The 12,368-nt window shown below is 66.4% G+C and carries 10 protein-coding genes; 2 read left to right on the top strand and 8 right to left on the bottom strand.

Annotated features, from left to right (window positions below; translation table 11 throughout):
• Positions 1 to 22: 22 nt before the first annotated feature.
• A complete protein-coding gene (locus tag DMO17_RS12595) occupies positions 23 to 430 on the bottom strand; it encodes a flagellar basal body-associated protein FliL (RefSeq protein ID WP_258371534.1) in 408 nt (135 codons plus the stop codon).
• 149 nt (positions 431 to 579) lie between these two features.
• On the opposite strand from DMO17_RS12595, the gene DMO17_RS12590 reads away from it, so the two are divergent.
• Positions 580 to 1,560 (top strand): NADPH:quinone oxidoreductase family protein, encoded by a 981-nt coding sequence (locus DMO17_RS12590; protein WP_110682836.1) that lies wholly within the window; start codon positions 580 to 582, stop codon positions 1,558 to 1,560.
• A 53-nt stretch (positions 1,561 to 1,613) separates the two neighbouring features.
• Here the strand turns inward: DMO17_RS12590 and DMO17_RS12585 are convergent, their stop codons facing one another.
• From DMO17_RS12585 to trxA, 4 genes are all read right to left on the bottom strand, one after another.
• Complete coding sequence (locus tag DMO17_RS12585; protein WP_110682835.1) at positions 1,614 to 2,582, bottom strand: CDP-6-deoxy-delta-3,4-glucoseen reductase; 969 nt, start codon at positions 2,580 to 2,582, stop codon at positions 1,614 to 1,616.
• Positions 2,582 to 4,048: a 4-hydroxy-3-polyprenylbenzoate decarboxylase gene (gene ubiD, locus DMO17_RS12580; RefSeq protein ID WP_110682834.1), complete on the bottom strand. Its 1,467-nt coding sequence runs from the start codon at positions 4,046 to 4,048 to the stop codon at positions 2,582 to 2,584. The genes DMO17_RS12585 and ubiD overlap by 1 nt, the downstream gene beginning before the upstream one ends.
• Before the next feature lie 109 nt (positions 4,049 to 4,157).
• On the bottom strand, positions 4,158 to 5,417 hold the full coding sequence (gene rho / locus DMO17_RS12575) for a transcription termination factor Rho (RefSeq protein WP_110682833.1): 1,260 nt from the start codon (positions 5,415 to 5,417) through the stop codon (positions 4,158 to 4,160).
• Positions 5,418 to 5,645: 228 nt separating this feature from the next.
• Positions 5,646 to 5,972, bottom strand: a complete 327-nt coding sequence (trxA, locus tag DMO17_RS12570; protein ID WP_110682832.1) for a thioredoxin TrxA — start codon at positions 5,970 to 5,972, stop codon at positions 5,646 to 5,648.
• 219 nt (positions 5,973 to 6,191) lie between these two features.
• Here trxA and ppx point away from each other — a divergent pair, with 219 nt between their 5' ends.
• Positions 6,192 to 7,691 carry an exopolyphosphatase gene (gene ppx / locus DMO17_RS12565; protein WP_110682831.1) on the top strand — a complete coding sequence of 500 codons (1,500 nt, stop codon included), beginning with the start codon at positions 6,192 to 6,194 and terminating at the stop codon, positions 7,689 to 7,691.
• Positions 7,692 to 7,743: 52 nt separating this feature from the next.
• Here ppx and ppk1 read toward each other — a convergent pair whose 3' ends face one another.
• The 3 genes from ppk1 to DMO17_RS12550 form a co-directional block, all read right to left on the bottom strand.
• Positions 7,744 to 9,951 carry a polyphosphate kinase 1 gene (ppk1, locus tag DMO17_RS12560; protein ID WP_110682830.1) on the bottom strand — a complete coding sequence of 736 codons (2,208 nt, stop codon included), beginning with the start codon at positions 9,949 to 9,951 and terminating at the stop codon, positions 7,744 to 7,746.
• 21 nt (positions 9,952 to 9,972) lie between these two features.
• Positions 9,973 to 10,986 carry a porphobilinogen synthase gene (gene hemB, locus DMO17_RS12555; RefSeq protein WP_110682829.1) on the bottom strand — a complete coding sequence of 338 codons (1,014 nt, stop codon included), beginning with the start codon at positions 10,984 to 10,986 and terminating at the stop codon, positions 9,973 to 9,975.
• Between the two features lie 108 nt (positions 10,987 to 11,094).
• A complete protein-coding gene (locus DMO17_RS12550) occupies positions 11,095 to 12,324 on the bottom strand; it encodes a sterol desaturase family protein (RefSeq protein WP_110682828.1) in 1,230 nt (409 codons plus the stop codon).
• Positions 12,325 to 12,368: the final 44 nt, after the last annotated feature.

The raw sequence follows: 12,368 nt of genomic DNA, 5'->3' as shown, positions 1-12,368 counted from the left end.
ACGGACGCGGGCCGTGCCCGCGTTACTGGATGATCAGGTTGTTGAACAGCAGGTCCTCGACGATCGGCTTGCCCTCTTCCTGGGTCAGCACCTCCTGCACCTGCTTGAGCGCTTCCTGGCGCAGCGTCTCCTTGGCGTTCTCGTCGGCCATGTTGGCCTCGCTCTGCTGGGAGAACAGCATCACCAGCTGGTTGCGGATCAGCGGCTCGTGATGCTCGACCTTTTCCTCCGCTTCGCTGCCGGTCACCCGCAGGGCGATATCGGCCTTGTAGAACTTCAGCTTGGGGCCCGTGCCGAAGTTGCCGACCAGGGCCGGCACCAGGCTGTAGTAGGCCACCTTGGGCGCGGCGTTCTCTTCCTCGCCACCGCCGCTGGCCAGGGCGACGCAGGGCAGGAGCAGGGCAAACAGCAGGGCGATGCTTGTCTTCACGGGACATTCCTCGGTGCGAATTGCGCCTAGCATAGCCATAGCCGCCCGCGCGCCCAAGCTTATGGTGTGCCATCAGGTGCGACCATGCTCGTTGACCCGCCGGGTGTGCCTCCTACACTGCCGGCAATCACGAACGCGAGGAAAGCGCGATGAAAGCCCTGCTCTGCAAAGCCTTCGGCCCGGCCTCCAGCCTGGTCCTGGAAGACCTGCCCAGTCCGGAACCGAAGAAGAACGAGGTGCTGATCGAGGTACACGCCGCCGGGGTCAACTTCCCCGACACCCTGATCATCGAGGGCAAGTACCAGTTCAAGCCGCCCTTCCCCTTCGCCCCGGGTGGCGAGGCGGCCGGCGTGGTCAAGGCAGTCGGCGAGAAGATCACGCACCTGCGTGCCGGCGACCGGGTCATGGCCCTGACCGGCTGGGGCGGCTTCGCCGAGGAAGTGGCGGTGCCCGGCTACAACGTGCTGCCGGTACCCAAGAGCATGGACCTGACCACCGCCGCCGCCTTCGGCATGACCTACGGCACCTCGATGCATGCGCTGAAGCAGCGCGCCAACCTGCAGCCGGGCGAGACCCTGCTGGTGCTCGGCGCTTCCGGCGGTGTCGGCCTGGCGGCGGTGGAGATCGGCAAGGCCATGGGCGCCAAGGTGATCGCCGCGGCGAGCACTGCCGAGAAGCTGGAAGTGGCGCGCAACGCCGGCGCCGATCACCTGATCAACTACAGCGAGCAGAGCCTGAAGGACGAGGTGAAGAAACTCACCGGCGGCCAGGGCGTGGACGTGATCTACGACCCGGTGGGTGGCGAGCTGTTCGAAGAAGCCTTCCGCTCCATCGCCTGGAACGGCCGCTTCCTGGTGGTCGGCTTCGCCGCCGGCGGCGGCATCCCGGCCCTGCCGGCCAACCTGCCGCTGCTCAAGGGCGCGGCCCTGGTCGGCGTGTTCTGGGGCGCCTTCGCTCAGCGCCAGCCGCAGGACAACGCCGCCAACTTCCAGCAGCTGTTCGCCTGGCATGCCGAGGGCAAGCTGAGGCCCCTGGTGTCGCAGACCTTCCCGCTGGCGCGTGGCGGCGAAGCCATCGACGCGCTGGGCCAGCGCAAGGCGGTGGGCAAGGTAGTGGTGCAGGTGAAGTAACCACCGCTGCTACAAGAAAGCCGCCCTCGGGCGGCTTTCTTGTTTCCGGACGATCAGTCGCGAGGGGCGTAGGCAAACACGTCGGCGCGCATCTGGTGCGGGTCCATGCCGGCGTCCACCAGGGCATCCAGGGTGCCGTAGACCATGGCCGGCGAGCCGCTGGCGTAGACGTGCAACGACTTGAGGTCGGGGAAGTCCTGGCACACCGCCTCGTGCAGCAGGCCGCAGCGGCCGCCCCAGTCACCGGCCTCGCTGACCACCCGGTGCAGCTGCAGTCCCGCCTGCCGCTCCCAGTCCTGCCAGTGCGGCAGCTGGTAGAAGTCATCGGGATGACGCACGCCCCAGTACAGGTGAACCGGGTGGCTGAAACCCACGGCGCGGCAGTGCTCGATCAGGCTGTGCATCTGTGCCATGCCGGTACCGGCGGCGAGCAGCACCAGCGGCCCGGCCGGCAGTTCGGCCAGGTGGGTATCGCCGAACGGCATCTGCACCCGCGCCAGGCGCGTGCGCTGCAGTTGCGCGACGATCTGCCGGCTGCTGTCTTCACGGGTGAGGATATGCAGCTCCAGGTCACGTCCATGGTGCGGCGCCGAGGCCAGGGAGAAGGCCGACCACTCGCCGTCGTCGCGCTGCAGCAGCAGGTACTGCCCGGCGTGGTAGCGCGGCGTCTTGCCGGCCGGCGCGCGCAAGCGCACGCGACAGACATCGCCGCCGACATCGGCCAGCTCCAGCACCTGGCAGCCGAAGGTGCGCACCGGCAGCTCGCCGGGGGCGAGCACGCCGTCCCAGTGCAGCACGCAATCTTCCAGCGGCTCGGCCAGGCAGGTAAACAGCTCGCCGTGATCCAGTTCGGCGTCGGCCTGGCGCACCCGCCCCTCCACCAGCAGCGCGGCGCAGACATGGCAGTTGCCGTTGCGGCAGCTCTGCGGGCAGTCGTAACCGAGGCGCCGGGCGCCGTCGAGAATGCGCTCGCCGGGCTGGATCTCGAGCACCGCGCCGGAGGGTTGCAGGGTGACTTTCATCAGTCGATCCCGAGGCTCGCCCACAGCTCATCCACGCGTTTGACCACCGCCTCGTCGCGCTCGATCACCCGGCCCCATTCGCGGCTGGTCTCGCCCGGCCACTTGTGGGTGGCGTCCAGGCCCATCTTCGAACCCAGGCCGGACACCGGCGAGGCGAAGTCGAGGTAGTCAATCGGCGTGTTGTCGATCAGCACCGTGTCGCGCTTGGGGTCCATGCGCGTGGTGATGGCCCAGATCACGTCGTTCCAGTCGCGGGCGTTGATGTCGTCGTCGGTGACGATGACGAACTTGGTGTACATGAACTGGCGCAGGAACGACCAGACGCCGAGCATCACCCGCTTGGCATGGCCGGGGTACTGTTTCTTCATGGTCACCACCGCCATGCGGTAGGAGCAGCCTTCCGGCGGCAGGTAGAAGTCGGTGATCTCCGGGAACTGCTTCTGCAGGATCGGCACGAACACCTCGTTCAGCGCCACGCCGAGGATCGCCGGCTCATCCGGCGGCCGTCCGGTATAGGTGCTGTGGTAGATCGGCTCGCGGCGACGGGTGATGCGCTCGACGGTGAACACCGGGAAGGTGTCGACCTCGTTGTAGTAGCCGGTGTGGTCGCCGTAGGGCCCTTCCGGCGCGGTCTCGCCCGGATGGATCACGCCTTCGAGGACGATCTCGGCACTGGCGGGCACCTGCAGGTCGGAGCCGATGGCCTTGACCAGCTCGGTACGATGGCCACGCAGCAGGCCGGCGAAGGCGTATTCGGAGAGGGTATCCGGCACCGGCGTCACCGCGCCGAGGATGGTCGCCGGGTCGGCGCCGAGGGCCACGCACACCGGGTAGGGCTTGTCCGGGTGCTTCAGGCACCACTCGCGGAAGTCCAGGGCGCCGCCGCGGTGGCTGAGCCAGCGCATGATCACCTTGTTGCGGCCGATCACCTGCTGGCGGTAGATGCCGAGGTTCTGCCGTTCCTTGTTCGGTCCCCTGGTGATGGTCAGGCCCCAGGTGATCAGCGGCGCGGCGTCGCCCGGCCAGCAGTGCTGGATCGGCAGCCTGGTCAGGTCGACCGCCTCGCCCTCCTCGATCACCTCATGGCAGGGCGCGTCCTTGAGGACCTTGGGCGCCATGCTGATGACCTTCTTGAAGATCGGCAGCTTGCTCCAGGCATCCTTCAGGCCCTTGGGCGGCTCGGGCTCCTTGAGAAAGGCCAGTAGCTTGCCGATCTCGCGCAGCTCGCCGACATCCTCGGCACCCATGCCCAGCGCCACGCGCTTGGGGGTGCCGAACAGGTTGCCGAGCACCGGCACGGCGAAGCCGGTCGGCTGCTCGAACAGCAGCGCCGGACCGCCCTTGCGCAGGGTGCGGTCGCAGATTTCGGTCATTTCCAGCACGGGAGAAACCGGGGTCTGGATGCGCTTGAGCTCGCCGCGCTTTTCCAGCTCGCGGATGAAGTCGCGCAGGTCGCGGTACTGCATGCTTGGGCCTCACAGGTCGGGGCGCAAAGTTTAGCGCCGAACTGGGTTATTCAGAAGGCTGCAGAAACGCAAAGGCCGGGTTTCCCCGGCCTCTGTGGCAACGCTGGAATCACTTCCGCTTCATGGACAGGAAGAATTCCTCGTTGGTCTTGGTGTCCTTCAGCTTGTCGGTGAGGAACTCGATGGCGGCGATCTCGTCCATCGGGTGCAGCAGCTTGCGCAGGATCCACATGCGCTGCAGCTCTTCCTCGCCGGTCAGCAGCTCTTCGCGGCGGGTGCCCGACTTGTTGATGTTGATGGCCGGGAACACGCGCTTCTCGGCGATGCGACGGTCCAGCGGCAGCTCCATGTTGCCGGTGCCCTTGAACTCCTCGTAGATCACCTCGTCCATCTTCGAGCCGGTCTCGACCAGCGCGGTGGCGATGATGGTCAGCGAGCCGCCTTCCTCGATGTTACGGGCGGCACCGAAGAAGCGCTTGGGCTTCTCCAGGGCATGGGCGTCGACACCACCGGTGAGCACCTTGCCGGAGCTCGGGATCACGGTGTTGTAGGCCCGCGCCAGGCGGGTGATGGAGTCGAGCAGGATGACCACGTCCTTCTTGTGCTCGACCAGGCGCTTGGCCTTCTCGATCACCATCTCGGCGACCTGCACGTGGCGGGTCGGCGGCTCGTCGAAGGTCGAGGCGACCACTTCGCCGCGTACGGTGCGCTGCATCTCGGTCACTTCTTCCGGGCGCTCGTCGATCAGCAGGACGATCAGGTAGCACTCGGGGTTGTTGCGGGTGATGTTGGCCGCGATGTTCTGCAGCATGATGGTCTTGCCCGCTTTCGGCGGGGCGACGATCAGGCCGCGCTGGCCCTTGCCGATCGGCGCGCAGAGGTCGATCACGCGGCCGGTGATGTCCTCGGTGGAGCCGTTGCCGGCCTCCATGACCAGGCGCTTGGTCGGGAACAGCGGGGTCAGGTTCTCGAACAGGATCTTGTTCTTGGCGTTTTCCGGGCGGTCGAAGTTGATGGTGTCGACCTTGAGCAGGGCGAAGTAGCGCTCGCCTTCTTTCGGCGGGCGGATCTTGCCGACGATGGTGTCACCGGTACGCAGGTTGAAGCGGCGGATCTGGCTGGGCGAGACGTAGATGTCGTCCGGGCCGGCCAGGTAGGAGGAGTCCGCGGAGCGCAGGAAGCCGAAGCCGTCCTGGAGAATCTCCAGCACGCCGTCGCCGGAGATCTCTTCGCCGCTTTTCGCGTGCTTCTTGAGCAGGGCGAAGATGATGTCCTGCTTGCGCGAACGGGCCATGTTTTCCAGACCAGCCTGGTCGGCCATGTCCAGCAGTTCGGCAATCGGCTTTTGCTTGAGTTCGGTCAGATTCATAGGAATGACATGAGTATGAGGAAGGGAAGGAAAGCACTGGGCTTTACAGGCCGCGCCGCGGAGAAGGCGACTGAATCGCTCGATCTTATCGGGGAGGGTGCGTCGGCGACGGCTTGAGGGGCAACGGGGAACCCGCTGCAGGCCCGAATGTAACACCGGGTTTGGCGCGACGTCCAGCCTGCGCCCAGAAAAAAGCCCCGCACTGTGCGGGGCTTTTTGCATGACGCCTTAGATGTTGGCGTCGAGGAAGGCGGCCAGCTGCGACTTGGACAGGGCGCCGACCTTGGTGGCCTCGACGTTGCCGTTCTTGAACAGCATCAGGGTCGGGATGCCACGCACGCCGTACTTCGGCGGGGTTTCCTGGTTCTCGTCGATGTTCAGCTTGCACACCTTGAGCTTGCCGGCGTAGGTCTGGGCGATCTCGTCGAGTACCGGGGCGATCATCTTGCACGGGCCGCACCACTCGGCCCAGTAGTCGACCAGTACCGGACCTTCGGCCTTGATCACGTCGTCTTCGAAGCTGGCGTCGCTGACGTTGGTGATGAATTCGCTCATGTACAGTCTCCGTGATCGGAAGCAAAAAAGTGGCGCCATGATAGCCCGCCTCGCTGCATGCCGAAAGCCGCTCGCCATTGAGCTTAACTATCAATGGATTTCATGGAGCTGATGAAAGAGTACGGCAAGCGGGCCGCGGGCGGTTAACATGCAGATCATTGGTGCAGCCGCCACCCTACCCCCGGCGCTGCCAGCATTCTGTTAAGGGACCTCCTGACCATGCCCAATGCCACCAAGCAGTTCCCCCTGATCGCCGCCATCGACCTCGGCTCCAACAGCTTCCACATGGTGCTGGCCAAGGCCGATCACGGCGAGATCCGCATCCTCGAGCGGCTGGGCGAGAAGGTGCAGCTGGCCGCCGGCCTCGACGACGAGCGCCTGCTCAGCGAGGAAGCGATGCAGCGCGGCCTGGACTGCCTGCGCCGCTTCGGCCAGCTGATCCAGGGCCTGCCCCAGGGCGCCGTGCGCATCGTCGGCACCAACGCGCTGCGCGAGGCGCGCAACCGTGACGCCTTCATCCGTCGCGCCAACGAGCTGCTCGGGCACCAGGTGGAAGTCATCTCCGGCCGCGAGGAGGCGCGCCTGATCTACCTCGGCGTGTCGCACAGCATCGCCGACACCCCCGGCAAGCGTCTGGTGGCGGATATCGGCGGCGGCAGCACCGAGTTCATCATCGGCCAGCGCTTCGAGCCGCTGCTGCGCGAGAGCCTGCAGATGGGCTGCGTCAGCTTCACCCAGCGCTACTTCAAGGACGGCAAGATCACCCCGGCGCGCTATGCCCAGGCCTACACGGCCGCGCGCCTGGAGCTGATGAACATCGAGCAGGGCCTGCAGCGCCTGGGCTGGCAGGAGGCCGTCGGCGCCTCCGGCACCATCCGCGCCGTGGGCCTGGCGATCAAGGCCGGCGGCCTGGGCAAAGGCGAGGTCAACCCGGAGGGGCTGGCCTGGCTCAAGCGCAGGCTGCTCAAGCTCGGCGAAGTGGACAAGCTGGACATCGACGGCGTCAAACCGGATCGCCGGCACATCTTCCCGGCCGGCCTGGCCATCACCGAGGCGATCTTCGACGCCCTCGACCTGCAGCGCATGGACCACTCCGAAGGCGCGCTGCGCGAAGGCGTGCTCTACGACCTGCTCGGCCGCCACCACCACGAGGATGTGCGCGAGCGCACCCTGGGCGCGCTGATGGAGCGCTACCACGTCGACCTGCAGCAGGCCGCACGGGTCGAGGCCAAGGCCCTGCATGCCCTGGAGCAGGTGGCCACGGCCTGGCAGCTGGACGACGACTGGCACCGCGACCTGCTGCAGTGGGGCGCGCGAGTCCACGAGATCGGCCTGGACATCGCCCACTACCAGTACCACAAGCACGGCGCCTACCTGATCGAGCACTCGGACCTGTCGGGCTTCTCACGCCGCGACCAGCTGATGCTGGCCCTGCTGGTGCGCGGCCACCGCCGCAACATCCCCAAGGACCGTTTTGCCGAGTTCGGCGAGGACGGTGTGCAACTGCTGCGCCTGTGCGTGCTGCTGCGCTTCGCGATCCTCTTCCACCACATCCGTGGCACTCAGGAAATGCCCAGGGTGCAGTTGCTGGCCGGCCCGCAGAGCCTCGACCTGACCTTCCCCGACGGCTGGCTGGAAGCCAATCCGCTGACCCAGGCCGACTTCGAACAGGAAGCCGAGTGGCTCAAGCGCATCAACTTCACCCTCAGGGTGTACTGAGGCCATGAAAAAGCCCCGCCGAGGCGGGGCTTTTTCATCCGGGTGCCCGGCGCTAGCGCAGCTGTGGTGTGGTGAGCTTCTCCAGCAGCGCCGTCTGCGCGTTACGTGGATTGGCGTTGCCACTGGGGCTCAGGCGCAGGTAGCGGCCATCCGGCTGCAGCACCCAGGCCTGGGTGTTGTCGGACAGGTAGCTCTCCAGCTCCTTCTTGACCCGGGTGATGAGCTTCTTGCCTTCCACCGGGAAGCAGGTCTCCACGCGCTTGTCGAGGTTGCGCTCCATCCAGTCGGCACTGGAGAGGAACAGCTGCTCATCACCGTCGTTGCCGAAGTAGTAGATGCGGCTGTGCTCGAGGAAGCGACCGACGATGGAGCGCACCTGGATGTTGTGCGACACACCGGGTACGCCCGGACGCAGGCAGCACATGCCGCGCACCACCAGGTCGATGCGTACGCCCATCTGGCTGGCCTTGTACAGGGCGCGGATGACCTTGGGATCGGTCAGCGAGTTGACCTTGGCCATGATGTGCGCCGGCTTGCCCTCGCTGGCGAACTGCGCCTCGCGGGCGATCATGTCGAGCAGGGTCTTCTTCAGGGTGAAGGGCGCGTGCAGCAGCTTCTTCATGCGCAGGGTCTTGCCCATGCCGATCAGCTGGTTGAACAGCTTGGACACATCCTCGCCCAGCGCCTCGTCGGCGGTCAGCAGGCTGTAGTCGGTGTACAGGCGGGCGTTGCCGGCGTGGTAGTTGCCGGTTCCGAGGTGCGCGTAGCGGCGCAGCTCGCCGTTCTCGCGGCGCAGGATCAGCATCATCTTGGCGTGGGTCTTGAATCCGACCACGCCGTAGATCACCACCGCGCCGGCGGCCTGCAGGCGGCTGGCCAGCTGCAGGTTGGACTCCTCGTCGAAGCGCGCGCGCAGCTCGATCACCGCGGTGACTTCCTTGCCGTTGCGCGCCGCTTCGACCAGGGCATCGACGATCTCCGAGTTGGCCCCGGAGCGGTACAGGGTCTGCTTGATCGCCAGCACGTTGGGGTCTTTGGCGGCCTGGCGCAGCAGGTCGATCACCGGGGTGAAGGACTCGAAGGGGTGCAGCAGCAGGATGTCCTGCTTGCCGACCACGTTGAAGATGTTCTCGGCGTTCTGCAGCAGCTTGGGGATCACCGGCGTGAAGGGCGCATGCTGCAGCTCCGGGTGGCTCTCCAGCCCGGTGATGCTGAACAGGCGGGTCAGGTTGACCGGGCCGTTGACCCGATACAGTTCGCTCTCGGAGAGGTTGAACTGCTTGAGCAGGAAGTCCGAAAGATGCTTGGGGCAGGTGTCCGCCACTTCCAGGCGCACCGCGTCGCCGTAGCGGCGGCTGAACAGCTCGCCACGCAGGGCGCGGGCCAGGTCTTCCACATCCTCGGCATCCACCGACAGGTCGGCGTTGCGGGTCAGGCGGAACTGGTAGCAGCCCTTCACGCTCATGCCGTGGAACAGGTCGTCGGCGTGGGCGTGGATCATCGAGGAGAGAAATACATAGTTGTCGCCAGGGCCGCCGACTTCCTCCGGCACACGGATGATGCGCGGCAGCAGGCGCGGCGCCGGGATGATGGCCAGGCCGGAATCGCGGCCGAAGGCGTCGACGCCTTCCAGCTCGACGATGAAGTTGAGGCTCTTGTTCACCAGCAGCGGGAAGGGGTGCGTCGGGTCGAGGCCGATCGGGGTGATGATCGGCGCGATCTCGTCGCGGAAGTAGCGACGCACCCAGGTCTTCAGCTTGGTGGTCCAGTAGCGGCGGCGGATGAAGTTGACCTGGTGCTTGGCCAGCTCCGGCAGCAGCACGTCGTTGAGCAGCGCGTACTGGCGCTCGACCTGCTCGTGGGCGATCTCGGAGATGCGTGCCAGCACCTGGCTGGGCAGCAGGCCGTCGGCACCGGCCTGTTCGCGAGCGAAGTTGATCTGCTTCTTCAGGCCGGCGACGCGAATCTCGAAGAACTCGTCGAGGTTGCTGGAGAAGATCAGCAGGAACTTCAGCCGCTCCAGCAGCGGGTAGGACTCGTCCAGCGCCTGCTCCAGCACGCGGATGTTGAACTTCAGCTGCGACAGCTCGCGGTGGATGTACAGGCTGCTGTCATCCAGGCCGGGAATCGGCGCGGGCGCGGGGGCCGGCTCCGGCTCGACGACGGGCGCCACCTCGGCGGCGACCTCCAGCGGCACGGGCGGTTCGGCCTCGAGCTGGGCGTCGACGATCTGCTTGTTGCTGAGTCCCTCGGTGTTCATGTCCTGCTTCCCTGGAGCGCTTCAGCGCCCCGCTTTCAAGAGTTCTGCCGCACGCACGGCGAAGTAGGTGAGGATGCCATCGGCGCCGGCGCGTTTGAAGGCGGTCAGCGATTCGAGAATCACCGCCTCGCCCAGCCAGCCGTTCTGGATGGCGGCCATGTGCATGGCGTACTCGCCGCTGACCTGGTAGGCGAAGGTCGGCACCTTGAAGGCGTCCTTCACCCGCCAGACGATGTCCAGGTAGGGCATACCCGGCTTGACCATGACCATGTCGGCGCCTTCGGCGAGGTCCGCGCCCACTTCGTGCAGGGCCTCGTCGCCGTTGGCCGGGTCCATCTGGTAGCTGGCCTTGTTGGCCTTGCCCAGGTTGGCGGCCGAGCCGACCGCGTCGCGGAACGGGCCGTAGTAGGCGCTGGCGTACTTGGCCGAGTAGGCCATGATGCGCACGTTGGTGTGCTCGGCCACTTCCAGCGCCTCGCGAATCGCCTGGATGCGCCCATCCATCATGTCCGACGGCGCCACCACCTGGGCCCCCGCCTCGGCGTGCGACAGCGCCTGCCGGACCAGCGCATCGACGGTCACGTCGTTCATCACGTAACCCTCGTCATCGAGGATGCCGTCCTGGCCGTGGGTGGTGAAGGGGTCGAGGGCCACGTCGCTGATCACCCCCAGCTCGGGGAAACTGGCGCGCAGCGCGCGGATGGCACGCTGGGCGATACCGTCCGGGTTCCAGGCCTCGGCGCCGTCGAGGGACTTCTTCTCCAGCGGCGTCACCGGGAACAGCGCCAGCGCCGGAATGCCCAGCGCCACCCAGTGCTCGGCTTCCTTGAGCAGCAGGTCGATGGACAGGCGCTCGACACCCGGCATCGAGGGAATCGCTTCGCGGCGATTCTCGCCATCGAGGACGAACACCGGCAGGATCAGATCGTCGACGCTCAGGCGATGCTCGCGCACCAGGCGGCGGGAGAAATCGTCACGACGGTTGCGGCGCAGGCGGGTGGCGGGAAACAGGCGATTAGCGGGGGTAAAGCTCACGACGGACTCCAGAACCCGCACGGCGGGCGAGTGTGACAGGTATATCCGACCATTATGACCAAATAATGACTGTCACACCCAGACTGCGACGGGCAGCCGCAGTTCCCTTCAGGCCGGCTGGGTCTTCGCCTGCCGTGGCCACAGCAGCCAGCTCAGGCTGGCCAGGCTCCAGGCGGCCAGCAACCACCACACCAGCATGCCTCCCGCCACCAGGCCCACCTGCTGGGCCCAGAGCAGCGCGGGCAGGTTCAGCGCCAGACGCAGCAGCTCCAGAGCGCGGGCAAAAGGCCGGTTCTCCAGCCAGGCACCGATGCAGTACAGGCCGAAGGCCACCCACAGCCAGGCGCCGGCCAGCAGCGCCAGCGGCTGCGCCTCGGCCACCGCCAGCAGCCAACTGGTGCCCAGCACATAGATACCGAACTGCAGCGCCGCATAGAGCTTCTGCCCCCGGTCCAGAGGGATGTCGAACTTGCGGAAGCTGGCCAGGTCCGGTTTGTCCAGCGGGTAGCGCGCCGCCACATCGGCCGGGCGCCAGCCGGTGGGCATGAACCAGATGCGCAACCTGTCCCACCAGGAGCCGGCACGCACCGCGTCGCGCCACAACTGCACGTAGAACTGCAGGTTGGCCCACAGCGGGTTCCAGCTGCGCAGCGGCATGGTCACGCCGAACACCACCGGCTGCTCGTCCAGCTCCTCCTGGAAGGTGCCGAACAGGCGGTCCCAGAGAATGAACACGCCGCCGTAGTTGCGATCCATGTACACCGGGTTCTGCGCGTGGTGCACCCGATGATTGGACGGCGTGACGAAGAACCACTCGTACCAGCCCAGCTTGGGCACGTGGCGAGTGTGCACCCAGAACTGGTAGAGCAGGTTGAGCGCGGCGACCGTGACGAACACCAGCGGCGGCACGCCGGCCACGGCCATCGGCAGGTAGAAGATCCAGCTCAGCAGAAAGCCCGTGCTGGTCTGGCGCAGGGCGGTGGACAGGTTGTAGTCCTCGCTCTGGTGGTGCACCACGTGCGAGGCCCAGAAGATGTTGCGCTCGTGGCCGATGCGGTGGTTCCAGTAGTAGCAGAAGTCGTAGAAGACGAAGGCCAGCACCCAGACCCAGGGCTCGTCCGGCAGCGCCGTGAGGTGCAGGTGCTCGTAGGCGAAGGCATAGCCGAGCACGGCGATGGCCTTGCTCAGCAGGCCGCTGGCCTGCGACAGCACGCCGGCGCTGAGGCTGTTCAGCGAGTCCGCCAGGCGGTAGGTGCTGACCCCGCGCACGCGGTCGGCGAGCAGCTCGAGGGCGATCAGCAGGAAGAAGAAGGGAACGGCGAGCAGGATCAGATTCATGGTTCGGCACGGCACGGGTTGACCTAAGCTGATCCTATGCCTGC

Source organism: Aquipseudomonas alcaligenes, from assembly GCF_003205495.1.
Classification (GTDB): Bacteria; Pseudomonadota; Gammaproteobacteria; order Pseudomonadales; family Pseudomonadaceae; genus Aquipseudomonas; species Aquipseudomonas alcaligenes_B.
This window is presented reverse-complemented; position numbering and strand designations above follow the sequence as displayed.

Coding starts and splice junctions, on each gene's coding strand:
- ppx (WP_110682831.1), top strand. CDS start 6,192: ATGCCCAATGCCACCAAGCAGTTCCCCCTGATCGCCGCCATCGACCTC.
- ppk1 (WP_110682830.1), bottom strand. CDS start 9,951: ATGAACACCGAGGGACTCAGCAACAAGCAGATCGTCGACGCCCAGCTC.
- trxA (WP_110682832.1), bottom strand. CDS start 5,972: ATGAGCGAATTCATCACCAACGTCAGCGACGCCAGCTTCGAAGACGAC.
- DMO17_RS12585 (WP_110682835.1), bottom strand. CDS start 2,582: ATGAAAGTCACCCTGCAACCCTCCGGCGCGGTGCTCGAGATCCAGCCC.
- rho (WP_110682833.1), bottom strand. CDS start 5,417: ATGAATCTGACCGAACTCAAGCAAAAGCCGATTGCCGAACTGCTGGAC.
- DMO17_RS12590 (WP_110682836.1), top strand. CDS start 580: ATGAAAGCCCTGCTCTGCAAAGCCTTCGGCCCGGCCTCCAGCCTGGTC.
- DMO17_RS12550 (WP_110682828.1), bottom strand. CDS start 12,324: ATGAATCTGATCCTGCTCGCCGTTCCCTTCTTCTTCCTGCTGATCGCC.
- ubiD (WP_110682834.1), bottom strand. CDS start 4,048: ATGCAGTACCGCGACCTGCGCGACTTCATCCGCGAGCTGGAAAAGCGC.